Source organism: Streptomyces sp. CA-106110 (assembly GCF_050936285.1).
GTDB lineage: Bacteria > Actinomycetota > Actinomycetes > Streptomycetales > Streptomycetaceae > Streptomyces.
Map to the genome: position 1 here is coordinate 87,469 of NZ_JBNJNB010000002.1, position 20,795 is coordinate 108,263.

The window sequence follows — 20,795 nt, forward strand, 5'->3', positions numbered from 1 at the left end:
TTGGCGGGCGGTTGCCCCGCCCCCGGCCAGGCCGCTTTCGGTGCATCGCGCCGGGGACGATCACGAGCATCGGCCCGCGCGCTGCCGCCTCAGGGCCCTTGCCCTGTCCGCCGCGACGGGCTGCAACGACGGGCACCCCTGCGTCCGCTGCACCCGGCATCTCGGCCGGCTGCAGCCCACCGTGCACAACTTCACCGACACCAGAAAGAAAGGCATCCTCATGGACCTGAAGCTTGAACTCCTCGTACTGCCCGTCTCCGACGTCGACCGGGCCAAGGCCTTCTACGAGGCCCTGGGATTCCGCCTGGACGTGGACTACACGGCCAACGAGGAATTCCGGGTGGTGCACTTCACTCCGCCGGGCTCCGAGTGCTCGATCATCTTCGGCGACGGCATGACCAACGCCGCACCCGGCTCGACCCAGGGCCTGTACCTCATCGTCTCGGACGTCGAGCAGGCTCGCGCGGAGCTTGTCGCCCGCGGCATCGAGGTCAGCGAGATCTTCCACGACGCCGGGGGCCTGCTCCACCACGGCCACGATGCTGGCGACGCCGTGCACGACGGTCCCGGTCAGAAGCGGCTGGCCGGCCTGCACACCGACCGCGCCTCTTACGGCAGCTACCTCACCTTCAGCGACCCGGACGGCAACGGCTGGCTGCTCCAGGAAATAAAGCAGCGGCTCGCCGGCCGCTGACAGCACCGGTGCGAGCGGCCGTGACCGTCCCGGACCACGGCCGCCCCCTTCAGCCCGAGTGCATCACCGGCACACCCGAACCGGACTTGGCAGCAAACACACGCCGGCTGCCGCACCGCGCGCCGGGCAGCCCGGGCCCCGGGCGCTGACGCCGGACCGCTGGGCGTGCCGGCACACATCACCGCCCAGCGGTCCGGCCACCACCCCACCGCGCCGGCCACACGGCCGGACGGATCCGCCAAGACCCGCCACGCCCCTCCCCGGCGCGGCAGACCTCCCCGCCCGTCCGGCAGCGGCCGAACAGCGGTTACGCCGCCACCGGCCGCAGGCCACAACCCTTTCCTCCGGCCGCCCCGAGTCCGGCCTCGGGTGCCGCCGAACCACCGTCACCAAAGCGGCAGCGCACGTCCCTTCGGCGACGAACCGTCATCCAGCAGACACCGCCACGGGCACGCAGGCCAACGCAGCCGGCCGCGTGACACAAGAACGGAGCAGTAATGAACGAGGCATCCCGTACCTACGATGTGATCGTCATCGGCGCGGGGCCGGTCGGTGAGAATGTCGCCGAACGTGCCCGCGCCGCCGGACTGAGCACTGTGATCGTGGAGCGCGAACTCCTGGGCGGTGAGTGCTCGTTCTGGGCGTGCGATCCCAGCAAGGCGCTGCTGCGGCCGGTGGTGGCACGTGCGGACGCGCGGCGGGTCCCGGGGTTGCGCCAGGCGGTGGCCGGGCCGCTGGATGTCGCCGCAGTCCTCGCGCACCGCGACAAGATGGTCTCGTACTGGAAGGACGAGGACCAGGTCGACTGGCTGGACTCGGTGTCGGTGGATCTGATTCGCGGCCATGGCCGGCTCGCCGGCACCCGCCGGGTCGCTGTGCAGACCGCCGAAGGCCACACCATCCAGCTGACCGCCCGGCACGCGGTCGCCCTGTCCACGGGCACCAGTGCGGCCCTGCCCGACATCCCCGGGCTCGAGACTGTGCGTCCCTGGACCAACCGGGAGGCGACCAGCGCCGACCAGGTACCGGGCCGGCTGGCGGTGGTCGGCGGAGGCGTGGTGGCCGTCGAGATGGCCACCGCCTGGCAGGCGCTGGGTTCCCAGGTCACCATGCTGGTCCTCGAGAACACGCTGCTGGAGCGGATGGAGCCGTTCGCCGGCGAACTGGTCGCGGACGGACTGCGGGAGGCGGGCGTGGACATCCGCTTCGGCACGCAGGTGGCCTCGTTGGCCCGGGACGGCGGCCAAGGCGGCGAGGTGCGGATCACGCTGACCGACGGCGGCGAACTGGCCGCGGACGAGATCCTGTTCGCCACCGGCCGGGCCCCGCGCACCGCCGACCTCGGCCTGGAGACCGTGGGCCTCACCCCCGGCGACTGGCTCACCGTGGACGACACCTTCCGCGTGACCGCCATCGCCGACGGCTGGCTCTACGCAGTCGGCGACGTCAACCGCCGCGCGCTGATGACCCATCAGGGCAAGTACCAGGCCCGGATCGCCGGCGCCGTCATCGGCGCCCGGGCAGGCGGCGAGCCGGTGGATGACGCCCGGTGGGGCGCGCATGTCGCCACCGCCGACAGCGTGGCGGTGCCGCAGGTGATCTTCACCCACCCTGAAGTGGCCTCCGTCGGCCTGACCACGCGGGAGGCGGAGCGGGCCGGGCGCCGGGTGAAGGTAGTGGACTACGACCTCGCACACGTGGCGGGCGCGCACCTGTACGCCGAGGGCTACCGCGGCAAGGCCCGCATGATCATCGACCTCGACCGCAACACCGTCGCCGGCGTCACCTTCGCCGGCCCCGGCGTCGGCGAACTCGTGCACTCCGCCACCATCGCCATCGCCGGCGAAGTCCCGCTGGAGCGGCTCTGGCACGCCGTCCCCGCCTTCCCCACGATCGGCGAGGTCTGGCTGAGGCTCCTCGAAACCCACCGCGGCTGACCACCGCACCCTTCCCCCATCAGTGCGTCGCAGCGGGCCGTGAACCCGCTGCCCGGCACCGCGCGCCTCCCGAACGGTTTAGGGTGCGCTCTCGCCCGCGTTCCCTGTCTCCCCCGGCCCGGGCGTGTGGCTGTGGTCGTCCGCCGGACCGGGTGCCCTTGGGCGCATCCGATCCCGATACTCGCCGCACCGCGCATTCAAACCCGGAAAGGCGACGCCACCGCAGCGCGTCGCAGACCCCGCGCCCGGCAACCCCCATCACCCGTTTTCCTTGTGTACGATATAAGATTGAGCGTTGAAACATTGCGCTCTTATTGAAAGTAGCCTTGCGCGTGAAGGTTCAGCGGGAGAGAGGAGCCGTGATGAGTGGCACCAAGGAGGGCAACGAAACAGACGTCGAGCAGGTCCAGACGCCCGAAAACAGCCTGCTTCTCGAGGACCAGATGTGCTTCGCCCTGTATGCGGCGCAGCGAGCGCTGACGAACCGCTACCGTCCGTTGCTGGAGGAGCTCGATCTGACCTATCCCCAGTATCTGGTGATGCTGGTCCTGTGGGAGCACGGCGCCCTTCCCATCAAGACCCTGGGCACGCTGTTGCAGCTCGACTACGGCACTCTGACGCCGCTGCTCAAGCGTCTGCAGACGCACGGGCTGATCCGGCGCGAGCGGCAGGCGAGCGACGAGCGCTCGGTGCAGATCACTCTCACCGCGCAGGGGGCCGAGCTGCGCGAACGCGCTCGCGCCATCCCCGCCACCATAGGCAAGGCCGTGGGCCTCAGCGACTGGGAGGTCGGCGCCGCCAAGTCCCTCCTGGAGCGTCTGACCGCCAACGTCACCGCGCACGACTGACCCGGCTGCCGCCGGTTGCCGCTCCGCTGTGAGCGGTCTCCCGGCCCGGATCGCGACCGACGGCCCGTGCTGGTGTGGCACCGCGGCGGCGACGTCCCAGCGGGCGCCGCACAGCAGTTGCCGTATGGGCCGGACCGGGGCTTTCTGGGAGATGAGCCCACCGGTGTATCTGCCGGGTAGGCGAGCCCCGCCGGCATGGGGCGGGCAGGGAGCCAGGCGGAGGTGCTTTCGGATGCCCGACAATGAGGTGCTTGCGCTCATTGATGAGAGCGGACGGGTGGCCGAGTGGAGACGTCCGGCGGAGGAACTGTTCGGGTGGTCCGCCGAGGAGGCCGTCGGCCAGCCCGTGACCATGCTCCTGCGCGAGGTCGCCGCGGACGACGCCTGGCGGCAAGAACGGTTCCTTGAGACGGCCGCGGTGCTGGTCAAGCCAGCCCTGCAGGGCACCTTCGTGGTGTGGCAGGTGATCGCGACGCGCGATGCCGTCTCGGGGCAGGACCAGGCGGTCTTGAAGACCGTGTTCTCCCAGTCCGCGGTGGAACTGTACGTGCTCGACGACCAGCTGCGCGTGGTCCGCATGTGCCCCACCGCCCACGGGCCGCAGGACAGCGCGGCACAACACCTGCTGGGCAGACATTTCACCGAGGCGTACGCACTCGACCGCCCCCAGGACGAGGCCGCCGTGGCGCAAGGAGTCCTGGACAGCGGCCAGCCGGCGGTCGATCGACTCCTGCGAAGTGTCCAGGTGCCGGGCCGACCCGGAAGCCGCACCTTCACCGTCTCCTACTTCCGCCTGGAGGATTCCCGCGGCGATGCGCGCGGACTGGTGATGTCCGCGGTCGACGTCACCGAACGGGAGAACGCCCGCAACCGCCTGGCCCTGCTGGATGCGGTCCGCTCCCCGGTGGGGCACCGGATGGACGTGTGCTGGGAGCTGGTGGAGGCGGTGGTGCCCGGCTTCGCCGGCAGTGTCGACATCGAGGTGGCCGAGGACGTCGTCCGCGGAGAGGACCCTCCCCCGGCCCCCGCCCCCGCCCCCAGGACCTTCCCCTGCGCCGCGCGGCGTTTGGGGGCCGCATCCGCGGTCTTCCGGTCGGAACCGTGCACCCCCTGCCCACCGGCACCCCCTTCTCGCGCGTCCTGTCCGACCTCCGGCCGCGGCTCGTCGCGATCGAGCGGACAGCTCCTGGCTGGCCGCCGACCCGGTCCGGGCCACCGTGCTCAAACGATCAGGAGCCCACTGCATGATCGTGGCACCGCTGACCTTGCACGGCCAGGCTCTGGGCATGGTCAGCTTCTACCGCCACCAGCACGAAGCCCCCTTCGAAAAGGACGACGTCACAGTGGCGTCCGCGATGTGCGCTCATGCCGCACTGTGCATCGACAACGCCCGCCAGTACATGCGCGAATGGATCATCGCGTCCACCGTCCAGCGCAGACTTCTGCCCCGGTCGCCGACCGCACAGACCACCGTGGAGATCTCCCCGCTGCAGCTTCCCGGCCCCCAGGGCGGCGGCGCGTGGTACGACGCGATCGGGCTGCCGGGCGCGCGGACCGCGCTGATCGTCGGCGACGTGGCCAGGCCGGGCATCCCCGCAGCCATTACCATGGGCCTGCTTCGGACAGCCGTCCACACCCTCGCCGCCCTGGACCTGCCGCCCGACGAACTCCTGGCCCGCCTCAGCGACACCGCAGCCCGCCTGGTGTCCGCACGCGCCGCGATGCCTCCCATCGACCCCTTCGACCACGAGCCGCTCACCGCCAGATGCGCCATCGCGATCTACGACCCAGTCGAGCTCACCTGCACCATCGCCAGTGCCGGCCTGCCGGAACCGGTCGCGGTCTTCCCCGACGGCACCTCGGCCGTCCTGCCCGTCTCACCGGGCCCCCTGCTCGCCGGGACAGGCAACGCCCCCTTCCCCGCCACCACCGTCGGCCTCCCCGAAGGGAGCATCCTGGCGATGGGCACGGCCGCACTCGCACACGAGGTGCTGGCCCCGTCCGGTCCCCTGCGCCCGCTCCTGGACGGCGCCGGCACCAAGGCCCTGCCACAGCTACGCGACGCCATCGCCACACGCATCCCGTGCGTGGTCCGATCCCGGGAAGGGCAGGGCAGCGCGGCGGGCGACAGGTCCGCCGGGCCGTTGCTGCCGGCCTGCCTGGGCGCGCCCGGGTGCCGAGGGTCGCGGCTTCGGGGAGCGTCGGCGGTCGGCGCCGGGCCGTTTTGGAGCCCGACGCCGCCGGCGCCTCGGGGTGGCCGGGTGGGTCAGTGGACCAGGCCGGTGGCGGTCAGCCACCGGGTGGCCACTGCGTCCGGGCTGGCGCCGTCGGCGACTTGGGAGTCCAGCTTGGCGAGGGCGGTGGTGGTGAGTTTCGCCGAGACGGCGTCGCAGGCGTCGGCCATGGGCTGGGTGAGGACGTCGCGTCGGAACAGCGGCGCGACGTTCTGGGCGGCGAAAATGTGCTTGGGGTCCTTCAGGGGGACGAATCCGTAGCGGGAGACGGAGGGGTCGGTGGAGAAGATGTCGGCTGCGTCGACGGTGCCGCCCCGCAGCGCGTTCTGGGTGATCGTCCCGGTCGGGGCGAGAGGGACGAACTGCCGGAAGGTGACGCCGTAGACACTCTTCAACCCGGGCAGCCCATAGGGGAGGGTCCGGGTGGGGGCGGGAGCGCCGAAGGTGAGCCGGTGCGCCACGGACTTCAGGTCGCCGATGCTGGTCAGGTGGTAGGTGTCGGCGGTGGCCTTGGTCACGGTGACGGTGTCGGCGTCCTGCGCCGGCGCGTAGGCGGTGACGGTCAGGCCCTGGGCGCCGGCGGCCTGGCGGAGCCTGGCGTAGATGTCCTGGGGGGAGCGGGCCGTGCTTGCCGGGGACAGGTAGGCGAGGAGGTCGCCGGTGTACTCGGGGATGGCTCCGATGGATCCCTCCTTGAGGGCGGCCATGGAGACGGCCCGCTCCCCGATGTCGGCGTGGATCTTGGTCCGGACGCCGCGGGCTTTCATGGCGTCGGCGTAGAGGTGGGCCAGCAGTTCGGACTCGGGGAAGTCGGCCGAGCCGATGGTGACCGAGCCGGGTGCGGTGGGCAGGGCGCCGGCAGACGCCGCGGCCGCGCCGGCCCTGGGCCCCGGGCCGCTGGGCTGCACGGAGGATCCATAGGCGCCGCAGCCGACCGCGGCGAAAAGGGGGAGCATGAGGGCGGCGGACAGGAGGCGTTTCATGACAGATCCTTCGATGGAGGCTGGCCGGTCAGGGCGCGCCGGCTCCGGTTGTGGGCAAGGCTGCGGCCGGTCAGGGGGCGCGCGCGGACGGTGGTGAGTCCGGGGGAGGTGGCCAGGCGCTGCGCCAGGCCCAGCAGGGCGTCGACGGCGACCGCGAGGACGGCGACGGTGAAGCCGGAGGCGACCATGGCCGGATACCCGTAGCGGGGGTCGGCGAGGTTTTGCTGCCCGTCGACGATGAGCCGGCCGAGTCCTCCGACCAGGGGTGCGTAGGCGGCCACGGTCAAGGTGGCGATGACTTGGAGGGTGGCGCTTCGGATCCCGGAAAACAGCAGGGGCAGCGCGCAGGGCAGCTCCACGGTGAGCGCCACCTGCAGCGGTGTCATGCCGATGCCCTGCGCGGCGTCGCGGATGGCGGGATCCAGAGCCTGGATGCCGGCGTAGGTGCTGGTCAGGATCGGCGGGACGGCGATGAGGAGCAGGACGAGCAGGGCGGGGACGGCGTAGGGGACGGCGTCCGGGGGGATGACGCCCAGGACCGCGGCCCGGGTGGGCATGTGCGGGGAGAGCAGCACGATGAGCAGGACCAGCAGCCCGAATGCGGGTACCGCCCGCGCGGTGTTGACGGCCGCGGCGACAAGGGCGGTCCCGCGCCCGGTGTGGCCGATCAGCACGCCGAGGGGGAGCGCGAGGGCTGCGGCGAGGACGACGACGAGGAGGGTGTACGTGAGGTGTTCGCCGGTGCGGGCGAGCAGCCCGCCGGGTCCCCACCAGTTCCCCGGGTCGTTGAACCAGGTGAACACCCGGTCCAGGCCGGGCAGGCCGTTGTCGTAGGCGAGGTTCACCGCGCCACCGCCGCACGCCACGGAGTCGCCAGCCGGATCAGGCCGACGATGACCGCATCGAAGGCCACGGCGATCGCCATGAAGCAGATCAGCCCCAGCACCAGAGGCGGCAGCGACCCGGTGTTGTTGCCGGCCAGGAAGAGCTGGCCCAGTTGCGAGGTCCCGATGACGGAGGCGACCGAGACGAGGCTGACGTTGGAGACGGCGGCCACACGCAGGCCCGCCCCGAGGACCGGCAGGGCCAGCGGAAGCTGCACCGACACCAGCCGCTGCCGTGCGGTGTGCCCGAGGGCGGCGGCCGTGGCCAGGACGTCCGCCGGTACCGAGTCCAGAGCGTCGACCACGCTGCGCACGAGCAGCGCCCAGGAGTACACGCTCAACGCGATCATGACGTTGAGCGGGTCGAGGATCCGCGTGCCCAGCACGGCGGGGACCGTCAGGAACATCACCAAGGACGGCACGGTGTACAGCACGCCGAGGCCGGAGACCAGGGGGGCGTGCGCCCACCGGTACCGGTGGGCGAGCCAGCCGCAGGGCAGGGCGAGGGCCAACGCGACGGCGAGCGGCGCGGCCGCCAGCCAGACCGTGGTCGCCGTCCAGTCCCGGATCTGCTTCTCGTTGGCGGTGAGGTAGTCCCACACCTGGTTCATGGGCGTGGACCTCGCTGTGCGGGCTCGGCGGCGGCCGCGCCGGTCCCGGGATGGACGGCGTGGTGCGGGGCGGTTGCGCGGGCCTCGGCGGCGCGTTCTTCGATGCGGGCCAGGACCTGGGCAGGGGTGACGGTTCCGGCGAACCGCCCGTCGGGGTGGGTGACCACGCCGCGGCCGCTGGGAGAGGAAAGCGCGGCGTCCAGGGCCTCCCGAAGGCTTCCGTGTGTCGTGGCCAGGGTTCCGCCGAGGTCGAGCAGCCCGACGGTGACGGGGTCGCTGCGCTGTTCCCTGGCCGGTGCCGGGATGGAGAGCCATCCCTGCGGGACGTCACGGTCGTCCACGACCAGGACCCAGCCCTTGTGCTGCCGCTCGTACGCCGTGCCGAGCCGCTCGCCGAGCCGGACGGTCGGCTCCGTGGCCACGGGCAGGGCACCGGGGGCGGCGAAGCCCAGGGCCCGGTAGCCGCGGTCGCGTCCGACGAAGCCGGCGACGAAGGCGTCCCGGGGGCGGGAGAGCAGGTGTGCGGGGGTGGAGAACTGGGCGAGCCTCCCGCCCGCGCGCAGCACGGCGACCTTGTCGCCGAGTTTGACCGCTTCGTCGATGTCGTGGGTGACGAGGACGATGGTCGTGCCGAGGTCGCTTTGCAGGCGCAGCAGTTCGTCCTGGAGCTGTTCGCGGACCACTGGGTCCACGGCGCTGAACGGCTCGTCCATAAGCATCACCGGCGGATCCGCGGCCAGGGCGCGGGCCACTCCGACGCGCTGGGCCTGCCCACCGGAAAGCTGCGCGGGGTAGCGGCGGCCGAGCTCGGCCGGCAGCCCGACACGCTCCAGCAGTTCGGCGGCGCGGGCACGGGCCTGACGCCGTGTCCGGCCGGTCAGCAGCGGAACGGTGGCGATGTTGTCCAGGACCGTCCTGTGGGGGAACAGTCCTGCCTGCTGGATGACATAGCCGATGCCTCGGCGCAGTTCGTGCGCGGCGATGGTGGCGGTGTCCCGGTCCTCGAGCCAGACCCGGCCCGCGTCGGGCTCGACCATGCGGTTGATCACGCGCAGCGACGTGGTCTTGCCGCATCCGGAGGGCCCGACCAGGACCGTGATCTCTCCTGACGCGGCCTCAAAGCTGAGGCGGTCCAAGGCGACGGTCCCGTCGGGGTAGCCCTTGCTCACCGATTCGAATCGGATCATTGTCTCTCCTCGCGGGACCAGGTCCGCGGCCCGCGGTAGTCATCTCATGAGGGGCACCGGTGCCCCGCTCCGGCCGGCGGCGGGAACACCGGCCGGTCCGCGGACCGTGGCAGGCCGGCGTGCCCGCGCGCGCCGTCGTCCGCACGCCGCGCCGTCGCCCTCCGTCCGCACGCCGCGCCGTCGTCCTCGTGGCGCAGGTCGGCACGACAGGATCGGCGAACGGCCTCCGTTTCGGTCCGGCAGGAGCCGCGGTGGCACCGCTGACCCGGCGGCTGCGCCTTGCTGCCACCGCCACCAGGTGATGACGAACGGGGCGACGTCCCGGGGGCTGCCGCTGCCGCGGGCCGGAGCGGCTGCGGAGGCCTCCGCGGACGATCCGGCTTTCCTCCGCTCGCCCCAGGCCGTCCCGGACGCCGGGGACGCCGGCGCCAGTAGTGCCCGGGCGAGAGCGCCTTGAGGCGAATCGGAGCAGTGCCTCGCGCGTGTCGGGAGGTCCGCTGCCTCGGCGCTCGGACAGGCATGAGCCCTGCGGCGACCACGGAAGCCCGGGAGGGCTGCGTGATCGCCGCGGGTTCGTGCCTGTCCGACCGCCAGAGCGCCGTCCGTCACACGCACACACCCGCCGCCGTCAGCCGCGGTGGGTTTCGAGGAGCCTCAGCCAGACCTCGCCGATCGTGGGGAAGGCGGGGACGGCGTGCCAGAGCCGCTCCAGCGGGACTTCGCCGGCGATGGCGATGGTGGCGGAGTGCACGAGTTCGCCGACGCCGGGGCCGGCGAAGGTGACGCCGGCGACGGTGTTGCGGTCGAGGTCGATGATCATGCGGGCCTTGCCGCGGTAGCCCTCGGCGTACAGGTGCGCGCCCGCCACGTGTGCGAGGTCGTAGTCCACTACCTTCACCCGGCGCCCGGCCCGCTCCGCCTCCCGCGTGGTCAGGCCGACGGAGGCCACTTCAGGGTGGGTGAAGATCACCTGCGGCACCGCCACGCTGTCGGCGGTGGCGACATGCGCGCCCCACCGGGCGTCATCCACCGGCTCGCCGCCTGCCCGGGCGCCGATGACGGCGCCGGCGATCCGGGCCTGGTACTTGCCCTGATGGGTCATCAGCGCGCGGCGGTTGACGTCGCCGACTGCGTAGAGCCAGCCGTCGGCGATGGCGGTCACGCGGAAGGTGTCGTCCACGGTGAGCCAGTCGCCGGGGGTGAGGCCCACGGTCTCCAGGCCGAGGTCGGCGGTGCGCGGGGCCCGGCCGGTGGCGAACAGGATCTCGTCCGCGGCCAGTTCGCCGCCGTCGGTCAGCGTGATCCGCACCTCGCCGCCTTGGCCGCCGTCCCGGGCCAACGAGGCCACCTGCGTGCCGAAGCGGATGTCCACGCCCGCCTCCCGCAGTCCGTCCGCGACCAGTTCGCCGGCGAACGGCTCCATCCGCTCCAGCAGCGTGTTCTCGAGGACCAGCATGGTGACCTGGGAACCCAGCGCCTGCCAGGCGGTGGCCATCTCGACGGCCACCACGCCTCCGCCGACCACCGCCAGCCGGCCCGGTACCTGGTCGGCGCTGGTCGCCTCCCGGTTGGTCCAGGGACGCACAGTCTCGAGCCCGGGGATGTCGGGCAGGGCCGCACTGGTGCCCGTGGACAGGGCGACCGCGTGCCGGGCGGTCAGCTGGATGGTGTGGCCTTCGGCGGTCTGCACAGCGACCCGGCGGGTGCCGGCGAGCCGGCCATGGCCGCGAATCAGATCCACCGACACCGAGTCCAGCCAGTCGACCTGGTCCTCGTCCTTCCAGTACGAGACCATCTTGTCGCGGTGCGCGAGGACTGCGGCGACATCCAGCGGCCCGGCCACCGCCTGGCGCAACCCCGGGACCCGCCGCGCGTCCGCACGTGCCACCACCGGCCGCAGCAGCGCCTTGCTGGGATCGCACGCCCAGAACGAGCACTCACCGCCCAGGAGTTCGCGCTCCACGATCACAGTGCTCAGTCCGGCGGCGCGGGCACGTTCGGCGACATTCTCACCGACCGGCCCCGCGCCGATGACGATCACATCGTAGGTACGGGATGCCTCGTTCATTACTGCTCCGTTCATCACTGCTTGTCTCATTTCGATGGGATGCTCCGGCCCCGCACGGGAGCGGGCCGAGGCCACGCCGCCTCGGCGGCGTCCGGCCGCACGACAGCGCGTCGCCGGCACGCGTGCCGGCGACGCGCGGGCAGGCCACCAAGGCGGTGGGGACCGAGGCCGGTTGCCGGGCCGTCTCGAGGAAAGGGCATCGCGACCCGCGGCCCGGCTGCCGGCCGTGTGCCGCCCTCCCCCGTCACCAGGCGGCCGGGAAAGTGGGGTGTGACCGAGGCCTGCGACCCCGCTGCACGGCAGTTCCGCCGGTCGGTCCCTTTGGCGGCTTCCTCTTTCGAAGGCTCACCAGTTTGATTAGCGAGTCGTAGTGATTCTGTGGCAGAGTGCGACGCGCACGTCCGGCGCCCAGGCGACGTCGGACACCCTCCTCGGCGCGGCCTTACGGCCTTGCCGACCAGCGTCCGGAGGGACGTGTCACGCGGGCTCACGACTGCGGTCGTACGGCACCAGGGCACGAAGGCGATTGGCTCAAGGCACTGAGCATCACTCGGTTTCCCTAAGTCAGTCAGAGACGCTGGGCGGACACCCGTGTCCGCGCCGATCCCCCGCCTCCCGCATCGGCCGGATCCTCGCCGACCTGGACCTCGGGCCGTACAAGGCCCGCCGGCCCCCCACGCCGCGACCCCCGACTTCTGGGAGCGGGTCAAAGACACCTGCGAGTTGTACCGCGGTCAGCCGGCCGATCGTGCTGTCCGTCGGCGGGAAGGCCGCGGTCCGGGCCCGCGCCGCCACCCCTCCCGTCCCCCGGTGCCAGGCGGGGGCGCCCGACGCGGTTCGGGTACCGCCGCCACGGCACCGTGGCTGGGCGGTCAGGTGGTCAGGTCGGCTTGCGCCAGGTGAGCTCGGCTGTGCGGTCCGCGCCCCACAAGCGGGTGGGAGTGGCGATGCCGAGTTTCAGGAGCGCGCCTTCGAAGCTCACCGTCCGGATCTGGGACCGTCCGATCCAATTCGGGAAGAGACTGGTGGTGACGTGGTGCTCGACGGTTGCGGGATCGACGACTTCGAACAGTCCGCCGTAGGCGACATAGCCGACCGCTGCCCGTGCCAGTTCTTCCGCCGCCACGTCCTCGAGGCGATCCGATCCCAGGGGGGCGCGGTCGCAGCGGCCCAGCTGGGCGGACATGTATCCCTGAGGGGTGTAGACGATCAGCCCGTACGGTGCGGCGCCGAGGGGGTGGATGACCTGCCCGTCAGCGTCCGTGGCGGTGTACGACACGAGTTCCCATGCGCCCAGCAGCTTCCTGCGCACGTCTTCACGTGCGTCGTCGTCACTGCCGGCCGCCTGGTCGGTGGTTGTCATGCAGAGGACTCCTTCCATTCCGGGACAGCGAAGCGGCCCGGCACCAGGCCGGGCCCCGTTCGGCGGACGGGGCCCGGGCAGGCGTCAGTGCTGGCCGAGTTCGCCGTCGACGAGCCGCCACAGATGCAGTGGATTGCCCTCGCGTAGAGGCTCGGGCAGCAGTGCGTCGGGGAAGTTCTGGTAGGTGACCGGGCGCAGGAACCGCTCGATCGCGCCCATGCCGACGGAGGTGAAACGGCTGTCGGAGGTGGCCGGGAACGCGCCGCCGTGGGTGGAGGCGTAGGAGACCTCCTGCGGGAGCGACAAGGCGTTGATCACGATGCGGCCGGTGCGGCGCTCCAGGATCGGCAGAAGCCGTGCGGCAGCGGGGTGGTCGGGCGCGTCGGCGTGCATGGCGGCCGTGAGCTGTCCCCGGAAAGCGCGGGCCACCTCGAGGAGTTGATCCACGCTGGTCAGCCGGACCAGCAGGACGGCAGGGCCGAAGACTTCCTCGCGCAGGACCGGTTCGGCCAAAAGCTGGTCACCTGTGACCTCGTACAGCTGGGACTGGCCGTCCCATGCGCGGGTCGGGGCCGCTCCCGCGCCGATCAGGGTGGCGCCGCACTCCCCCATCCGCTGCACGTTGCGGTTGTAGGCGTCGTGGATGCCCGGCGTGAGCATGGTCCGTGCGGCCGCCTTCTCCACTTCGGCCGACGCCGCCTCGCGCAGCTCCTGGAAACCGGGCCCGTCCACGGCGAGGAGGGTGGCCGGCTTCAGGCAGGCCTGCCCGACATTGAACATGGCACGCTGAATGAGGCTGTTGCCGATCTCCGCGCCGCGGGCCGCCAGGGCGGCGGGCAGCACGAAGGTCGGGTTGACGCTGGTCATCTCGGTGAACACGGGGATAGGGTCGCGACGCTGCTGGGCCCGGCGGTACAGGGCCATGCCGCCGACCTCGGAGCCGGTGAAGGTGACCGCCCGGACCAGGGGGTGGTCCACCAGTGCCTCGCCGATTTCGTTGCCTGCTCCCCGGATGAGGGAGAAGACGCCCTCGTGCAGTCCCGCTTCGGCGACGGCCTGCTGGATCACGCGGCCCTGGATCTCGGAGGCACCGGGGTGCGCGTTGTGGGCCTTGAGGATGACGGGGCAGCCGGCCGCCAGGGCCGAGGCGGTGTCGCCGCCCGCCACCGAGTAGGAGATCGGGAAGTTGCTGGCGCCGAAGATCACCACGGGGCCGAGGGCCACCTTCTGCAGCCGGTGGTCCATACGCGGTGTGGGCTGGCGGTCCGGCTGTGCGGGGTCGATCGCCGTCTGCAGGAAACGGCCCTGACGGACCACGGTGGCGAACTTACGGAACGTGGCCGCGGCCCGCAGGGTCTCTGCCGCGAGATGATCAGCGGGCAGGCCCGTCTCCAGCGAAGTCCGGGCGGCGAGCTCGTCCTTGACCGCCTCGAGCTTGTCCGCGATCAGGTCGAGGAACGCAGCCCGCTCGGCCAGGCCGGTGTGGCTGTAGCTGTCGAAGGCCTCTTCGGCGAGGCGGACCGCACGGTCGACCTCGGCCGCGCCGCCGAGGGCGAACTCGGGCTCGATGAGCTCTCCGGAGGCAGGGTTGAACGCCGTCATCGTCCCAGCGGTGGCCAGCACGCCGGCCGCCCCGATCAGCAGTTCTCCGGTCAGTGTCATGCGTGCGCTCCCTCGAATGCGGTGGTGATCTCGTCCGTGGTGACAATGGCGTGGGCGAAGGTGGGGCCGTTCAACTCGTGGGCGGCGTGCATCATCTCGGGGAGGAGCGCCGCGGTGGCGTCACGCACGAGCGTCACGTGGTAGCCGAGCTCCATGGCGTAACGGCCGGTGGACTCGATGCAGGTGTTCGCCAGCACGCCGACCAGCACGACGTGGGTGATGCCGTGCTGCTTGAGCTGGAAGTCGAGGTCGGTGTTGGCGAAGCCGCTCTGCGCCCAGTGCTCATGGACCACAACGTCACCGGGCTGCGGCTGGAAGTCGGGGTGGAACTCCCCGCCCCAGGTTCCGCGCGCGAAACTGTGACGCTTCATGATGGCGCGCTGGGTGGGGTTGGGGTGCTCCCACGTCTCGTAGTCACCCTGCTCCCAGCGGCGGTGCGGCACGAACACCACACGTACGTCGGCCTCACGGGCGGAGGTGACCACGGAGCGCAGGTGGTCCAGCAGGCCGACCTCGTTCGCTACAGGCTCCAGACGCGGCCAGATCTTGCCGCCCTCGGACAGAAAGTCGTTGTAGGGGTCGACCAGCAGGACCGCCGTATGGCGCGGGTCGTAGGTCTTGGACACGGTATCTCCTCAGCTCGAACGGCACTTGCCATTCGAACGGCACTTGCCATTAAACAGGATTACAGAGATAATCCTGAGATCAAAAACTCCATCAGGCGGCCTTTTCACTGCCACCGTCAGCCACTTGACAACATCCGCACCCTGGCGGCGTGCCCGCACGCCGCCAGGGTGCGGCACGGGTTTCCCTTACTTTCAGAGTCGATGATGCAGGGTTCCCAGGAATTTCCCCCAAGGCGAACCGGCCGCCTCTTCCTGCGGTCAGCGCGGATTCGCCGCGCCGCCCGTTCCCGCTCTGGCGACACCATCAACAGTAGGGTCGATCTACCGTCCCAGTAATCTGTCATGCGACTGCAGTCACTGAAGCCGAGATTTCGATCGCTTAGGTAACCGCACGAGCCTGCGGGCCCCCATCCACCTGCTCCATATCGGAGACCAGGCCCCCGGTCGAGCCGGGGCGGCGGGTAGTCATCCCGTCGCCGAAGATGATCGAGCACTCGAAGCCCGGCGGCGTGGAGCGCACCACGCGGTACTCCCCATTGGCCGTGCAGTCGACGTCCAGGGGGTCTGTACGGTCTCCGCTGTAATTGATGATCGAGGAAGAGACATCCAGCGACCGACACCGTGACCGAGTCCGTGGGCGCCGATTACCAGCACCGAACTCCTCCCGGACACCGCCCGGTTGATGCCCGGCCGCCACCCCGGTATGCACCGGCCGCCGCCCCCGGCGTCGCCGGCGCACGGCGGTGCGCCGGCGACGCCGGGGGCGGCGGCCGGGCCTGGCCACCACCGCCGCGGACAGCACCGGGCGGGAAAGCGGCTCCCTCAGTCCTTGTAGAGGTGCGTGGCGTGGGTCACAGCACTGCCGGCGCGGATCGCCGCGGCCACGATGGCAGCCTCGGTCAGTTGCGCGTCATCGGCCCCGGCCTGGCGTGCGGCCGTGGTGTGCAGCTCAATGCAGTACGGGCACTGGGTGGTGAGCGCGACAGCGACCGACATCAGCTGCTTCTCACGGACCGTGAGCGCCCCCTCAGCAAAGGCCGCCTCCTCGAACTCCCAGAATGCCTTCATGGACGCCGGAGCGTTCTGGTCCAGCTTCTTTAGACGCTTGAGATTCTTCATGTCGAACATAAAAAGCTCCTAACCTCGCCGCCGTGCGCCGGCGATGCACTTCGCAGAAACGATAAGGATGTTGTATCGGTCTCTAGCGGATTAATCTGGATGTCGTTCAACATACACCACAGATGTTGACAAACATCCAGATGTGAGGAGGCCCACGGCATCGGCGTCACGGGTCCGGCTGCCGCTGGCCTTCGTTCACGGGCCGCAACCGCCTTCGAGCCCGGGATTCGATACCGCCGTCCAAAAACCCGAACAGCCTGCCTGCGCCGACACGCGACAGCAAAGGAAAGAACGATGGACATCAAAGGGATGCTCCTATGGCTGTCAAGCCGCTGGAGCCAGGTCGGTTTGATTGATTTGCCTGGTCGGTGTGCTGGTCAGTGCGCGGTAGACCTCGCGGGCGACGAATCGCTTGAGGCAGCGCATGATGTCTTTCTTGTTCAGCCCTTCCTTGGTGCGGCGTTCGACGTAGGTGCGGGTGCGTTCGTCGAAGCGCATGCGGGTGAGGACGATGGTGTGCAGGGCGTTGTTCGCGGCCCGGTCGCCGCCGCGATTGAGCCGGTGGCGGTGGGTGCGGCCGGACGAGGCCGGGATCGGCGCGACCCCGGCCAGGTGCGCGAACGCCGCCTCGGAGCACATGCGTTCAGGGTTGTCGCCGGCCGAGGCCAGTAGCTGTCCGGCGGTCTCGGGGCCGACCCCGAACAGTTCCAGCAGGGCGGGGGCGGCTTGCTTCACCAGCGGCCCGATCTCGCAGTCCAGTTCGGTGATCTCCTCGTCCAGCGCCTGGTGACGGCGGGCGAGCCGCCGCAGCGACGCCCGGGTCGCCGCCAGCGGGTGGGACAGGTCGTCGCCGGGCCGCAACCGGGCGAGCGTGCGTATCAGCGCGGCCCGGTCCAGACCCGCGAGCTGCTCACGCAGCATCGCCGGAGCCGAGACCAGCAGGCCCCGGATCTGGTTCATGGCCTGCGTGCGGGCCTTGATGGCGCTGCGGCGGGCGATCCGCAGCACCCGCACCGCCTCGACCACGCCGTCCCGGCTCTTGGGGATGCCCGTGGCGCGTCCGGACAGCACGGCCGTCGCGGCGGCGTAGGCGTCGATCGGGTCGGACTTGCCCTTCATCCGCCGCGTCTTGCGGTCCGGGCGGTCGACATCGATGACCGTGACGCCGGCGGCGGTCAGCACCCGGGCGAGCTCGGCGCCGTAGGCACCGGTTCCCTCCACCCCGGCCGCGACGAGCTCGCCATGCGAGCGCATCCAGTCCAGCAGGTCCCGGTAACCCCGGATGGTGGCGGGGAACTCCCGGTCGGCCAGGTGCCGGCCCACCGTGTCGATCACGGCCGCATGATGGGTTAGGCCGTGTGTGTCGACACCGCCGGTGATCTGCGGGCCGTCGTGCGTCATGCTGGTCATGTCCGTCCTTGTGGCGTGTCCGTTCCGAGGGCGGCACGCGCCGGTCGGGCGGGTGGACAAGACAGTGACGGGGCTTCTGGACCAAGCTCCTATAAGGTCACAAACGCCCGTCCGGCCGCGTGCATGGCGGCCCCGCCGATGAGCCGACAAATCCCAAACAGGACAGTCGATGACGTCAGTCAGTAGGCGAGTCAGGCCCACCAGCAGAACCACCAGTCATATCCTCACTGTCAGTAGCCCTGGTCACGGAGGCCAACCGCAGCATCGGCCGTGCGTCTACTCATGCGCTGATCGCGCACGGGGCAAGCAAGGTCTACGCAAGCGTCCACGACCCTGCGACAGTTGCCGACCGGGACGTCACTGCGCTGCGCATGGACGTCACCAAGCCCGAGGAGGCCCTCGAGGCCACCACTGTTGCGGATGATGTCACCAGCGGACGTACTCGACCTTGAGGACCGAGTGGAACGACTCCGCGGCGGCGCAGCACAGGCAGGGGCCTGTCGATTAATAACTCCTGGGTTTCTGGGGCCTGTTGGCCCGTAGGATGCGGGTGTGCCGGAGGGGATCGAGGCGGGGCTGGCGGAGGCGTTGGAGTTGTTGCTGCCGCATCTGGATGAGCGGCAGCGACGGCTGGTCCTGGGGGCCGCTGCCCGTGTGCGGGGGCACGGCGGGATTCGCCTGGTGGCTGGTGCTACGGGGATGGCGGAGTCCACGGTGTCGCGTGGGCTGCGGGAGCTGGAACTCGGCGAGGAGCCCGATGGCCGGGGTTCGGGCGGCGGGTGCGGGCCACAGGCGGCTGCGGGACGTTGACCCGGATCTGGTCCCGGCCTTGCTGGCCCTGGTCGAGCCGGGCCAGCGGGGAGACCCGGAGTCGCCGCTGCGGTGGACGGTGAAGTCCACCCGTGTCCTGGCCGCGGAGCTGTCCCGCCAGGGCCACAGGGTCGGCCACGACACGGTGGCCGCGCTACTGAAGGCCGAAGGGTTCTCCCTGCAGGGCACCTCGCGCATGACCGAGGGTGCCCGACACCCGGACCGGGATGCACAGTTCCACTACATCAACGACCAGGTCAAGACGTATCTCGCGGACGGGCAGCCGGTCATCGTCTTCCTCCTACACAAGCGCTGGTCCATGACACAGGCACCGCTTGCCGAAGCGACCGGCCTGTCCAAGAACAGGATCGGCGCAACCCTCCGAGACGCCGCTCCCGTCCTCGCCGCACTCGGCCACACGGTGCCCACCGGCGGCCTCACCGTGACCTCCGCACAGCAACTCGCCGCGATCGCCGGCCACACCCCACCCGTCCCACACGAGTAGATCCAGGGAGTTATTAATCGACAGGCCCCTGCAGCACGGGAAGACGGCTGCGCAGAAACTCGCCCGTTATCAGCAGATGATGGCCCGCTGCCGTCCCGCGCACGGCCAGGCTGCTTCGGCCGGTTACCGCCAGGCGCGGCGGCATGCGGCGAAGCTGCACCAGAAGGTCGCGCGGCAGCGGCAGGATACTGCCCGCAAGTGGGCCAAGTCCGTGGTCCGCGACCATGATGCGCTTGCGGTGGAGGACTTCCGTCTCCGAGGTTCCCGGCGAAGTCGTCGATGGCCCGCAAGGCGGCAGACGCCGCGATCGGCGCCGCGAAGACGGCCCTTGTGGACATGGCCCGTAAACACGGGCGCCTCGTGCATACCTCTCTCGCAGAGAACGTATGCCTGCACCGCATGCGGAGTTGTGTCGCCCAGGGACAAGAACTCCGCTCGCGTGATGCTGGTCCGGGCAGGTCTGAACCCGGCTGGCGCCAAGGGCGTAAGACCCGCTGAGGCGCCGCCTCAGCGGGCCGCCTGAGCCAGGAATCCCCTCCCCTTCAGGGAAGGAAGCATTCAATCTACAGGCCGGGAGGCTCGTCGGGACCGAGCGAGCGCAAGCAGCGCCGCCACCGCCAGCACGATCATCGCGAAACCGTAGTCCCTGGTCGCGCCGAGCAGACCCGCGCCGTGCACAGTCAGGAAACCGGCGGCCACGACCGGCACACCGAAGCCGAGGTACGAGATCACGTACAGCAGCGACAACACACCAGCTCGCTCGTGCGGCGCGACCCGCGAGACGACCGTGCGTATGCCGCCCTGGAACCCGGCACCGAAGGCGGCACCCGAGATCGCGGTGCCGACGAAGAACAGCGGCAGCGACACCACAGCGAGCGCGACGAGGGTGACAACGACGCCCACGGGCAGCGCGCCGATCCCGATCAGCATCATCGTTCCCGGCTGAGCGTTGCGCAGCACGACCACCGCCAACCCGGCGACGGTGGCCAGAACGAAGAGGGTCAGGCCCCCGAGCACCTCGGCACTCCCCCCGGTCAGCTTGGCGACGAGCGCGGGACCGAGTGCGCCGTACAACCCAGCCAGTGCCCACCCGGCGAACAGCACGGGAGCCGCGGCCAGCATGTGCGCGCGGACCGCCCGCGGCAGCTTGAACTCGGGCCGGAGGCTGGCCAGCGCACCAGGTGCCGGCGTGACCGTCTCACGCATCAGGGCGACGCCGATCGCCTGCAGCGCGAACACCGCCAGCAACAGAAAGTAGACAAGATGCGTGGGCGCGGGCAGGTAGCGCACCAGCAGGGCCGACACCAGCGCGCCGCCCCCCGTGCCGATGGTCGGCGACACGGCATTGGTCAACTGGCCGCGCCTGGCGTCGATGTCGAGCATGCCTGCGCCGACCGCGCCGATCGCGGCGCCGGTCGCCAGGCCCTGCACGACGCGGGCGAACAGCAGCGAGGGCACGCCGTCAGCCGTGGCGAACAGCAGCATCGTCCCGACCTGGATCAGCAGCGCCACCATCAGCACGGGCCTGCGGCCGACATGGTCGGACAGCTTGCCCACGGTCAGCAACGACACGAGCACGGAAACCGCGTAGACACCGAACACGATGGTCGTCGTGATCGGCGAAAACCCCCATCGTGCCTGGTACAGGGCGTACAGCGGCGTCGGCGCGCTGGACGAGGCCAGCAGCGAGACGAACACCGAGGTCAGCAGGTACAGCGCCGGTGTGCCGGACAGGCGCCCGCCTCTCGGCTCGGACCGGGTGCCGGCCTCCAGCCCGTCATCGATCTCGCTACTGCGTGCGGACCGGCTCGCTTGGGTCGCGGCCGATCTGATGGCCCGGCTCATGTGCACACT

General features: G+C 70.8%; 14 protein-coding genes and 4 pseudogenes. 7 read left to right on the top strand and 11 right to left on the bottom strand.

The window, feature by feature from the left end; all coding sequences use genetic code 11:
• Positions 1–220: 220 nt before the first annotated feature.
• From ACQEXA_RS58050 to ACQEXA_RS58070, 5 genes and pseudogenes are all read left to right on the top strand, one after another.
• Positions 221–694 carry a VOC family protein gene (locus tag ACQEXA_RS58050; RefSeq protein WP_433134888.1) on the top strand — a complete coding sequence of 158 codons (474 nt, stop codon included), beginning with the start codon at positions 221–223 and terminating at the stop codon, positions 692–694.
• A gap of 497 nt (positions 695–1,191) precedes the next feature.
• A complete protein-coding gene (locus ACQEXA_RS58055; protein ID WP_433134889.1) occupies positions 1,192–2,631 on the top strand; it encodes a dihydrolipoyl dehydrogenase family protein in 1,440 nt (479 codons plus the stop codon).
• Positions 2,632–2,993: 362 nt separating this feature from the next.
• Positions 2,994–3,479 carry a MarR family winged helix-turn-helix transcriptional regulator gene (locus ACQEXA_RS58060; RefSeq protein ID WP_433134891.1) on the top strand — a complete coding sequence of 162 codons (486 nt, stop codon included), beginning with the start codon at positions 2,994–2,996 and terminating at the stop codon, positions 3,477–3,479.
• Between the two features lie 232 nt (positions 3,480–3,711).
• Positions 3,712–4,326, top strand: a pseudogene (locus ACQEXA_RS58065) (PAS domain-containing protein); the annotation flags it as partial.
• A 40-nt stretch (positions 4,327–4,366) separates the two neighbouring features.
• Positions 4,367–5,437 (top strand): annotated as a pseudogene (locus tag ACQEXA_RS58070) (PP2C family protein-serine/threonine phosphatase); the annotation flags it as partial.
• A 308-nt stretch (positions 5,438–5,745) separates the two neighbouring features.
• On the opposite strand, the gene ACQEXA_RS58075 reads toward ACQEXA_RS58070, so the two are convergent.
• The 10 genes from ACQEXA_RS58075 to ACQEXA_RS58120 form a co-directional block, all read right to left on the bottom strand.
• Positions 5,746–6,696, bottom strand: a complete 951-nt coding sequence (locus ACQEXA_RS58075) for an ABC transporter substrate-binding protein (protein WP_433134892.1) — start codon at positions 6,694–6,696, stop codon at positions 5,746–5,748.
• Positions 6,693–7,541, bottom strand: coding sequence for an ABC transporter permease (locus ACQEXA_RS58080; protein ID WP_433134893.1), 849 nt, complete (start codon positions 7,539–7,541; stop codon positions 6,693–6,695). Before ACQEXA_RS58080 ends, ACQEXA_RS58075 begins: the two co-directional genes overlap by 4 nt.
• Entirely contained in the window at positions 7,538–8,191 is a 654-nt protein-coding gene (locus tag ACQEXA_RS58085; protein ID WP_432940574.1) for an ABC transporter permease, read from the bottom strand. Before ACQEXA_RS58085 ends, ACQEXA_RS58080 begins: the two co-directional genes overlap by 4 nt.
• Entirely contained in the window at positions 8,188–9,378 is a 1,191-nt protein-coding gene (locus tag ACQEXA_RS58090) for an ABC transporter ATP-binding protein (RefSeq protein WP_432940575.1), read from the bottom strand. The genes ACQEXA_RS58085 and ACQEXA_RS58090 overlap by 4 nt, the downstream gene beginning before the upstream one ends.
• 628 nt (positions 9,379–10,006) lie before the next feature.
• Positions 10,007–11,446, bottom strand: a complete 1,440-nt coding sequence (locus ACQEXA_RS58095) for a dihydrolipoyl dehydrogenase family protein (RefSeq protein ID WP_433134889.1) — start codon at positions 11,444–11,446, stop codon at positions 10,007–10,009.
• Positions 11,447–12,326: 880 nt separating this feature from the next.
• The gene (locus ACQEXA_RS58100) at positions 12,327–12,809 is read right to left on the bottom strand and encodes a lipocalin-like domain-containing protein (RefSeq protein WP_432940578.1); all 483 of its coding nucleotides are present in this window, start codon (positions 12,807–12,809) and stop codon (positions 12,327–12,329) included.
• A gap of 84 nt (positions 12,810–12,893) precedes the next feature.
• Positions 12,894–14,471 (bottom strand): aldehyde dehydrogenase (NADP(+)), encoded by a 1,578-nt coding sequence (locus ACQEXA_RS58105; protein WP_433134894.1) that lies wholly within the window; start codon positions 14,469–14,471, stop codon positions 12,894–12,896.
• Complete coding sequence (locus ACQEXA_RS58110; protein ID WP_432940584.1) at positions 14,468–15,097, bottom strand: isochorismatase family cysteine hydrolase; 630 nt, start codon at positions 15,095–15,097, stop codon at positions 14,468–14,470. Before ACQEXA_RS58110 ends, ACQEXA_RS58105 begins: the two co-directional genes overlap by 4 nt.
• An 822-nt stretch (positions 15,098–15,919) precedes the next feature.
• Complete coding sequence (locus ACQEXA_RS58115; RefSeq protein ID WP_359411135.1) at positions 15,920–16,225, bottom strand: carboxymuconolactone decarboxylase family protein; 306 nt, start codon at positions 16,223–16,225, stop codon at positions 15,920–15,922.
• Positions 16,226–16,540: 315 nt separating this feature from the next.
• A complete protein-coding gene (locus ACQEXA_RS58120) occupies positions 16,541–17,626 on the bottom strand; it encodes an IS110 family transposase (RefSeq protein WP_433134895.1) in 1,086 nt (361 codons plus the stop codon).
• Between the two features lie 552 nt (positions 17,627–18,178).
• Between ACQEXA_RS58120 and ACQEXA_RS58125 the strand changes: the two are divergent.
• A pseudogene (locus ACQEXA_RS58125) lies at positions 18,179–18,728 on the top strand (ISAzo13-like element transposase-related protein); the annotation flags it as partial.
• A 244-nt stretch (positions 18,729–18,972) separates the two neighbouring features.
• Positions 18,973–19,464: pseudogene (locus tag ACQEXA_RS58130) on the top strand (transposase); the annotation flags it as partial.
• Between the two features lie 35 nt (positions 19,465–19,499).
• Here the strand turns inward: ACQEXA_RS58130 and ACQEXA_RS58135 are convergent.
• A complete protein-coding gene (locus ACQEXA_RS58135) occupies positions 19,500–20,786 on the bottom strand; it encodes an MFS transporter (RefSeq protein WP_432940587.1) in 1,287 nt (428 codons plus the stop codon).
• Positions 20,787–20,795: the final 9 nt, after the last annotated feature.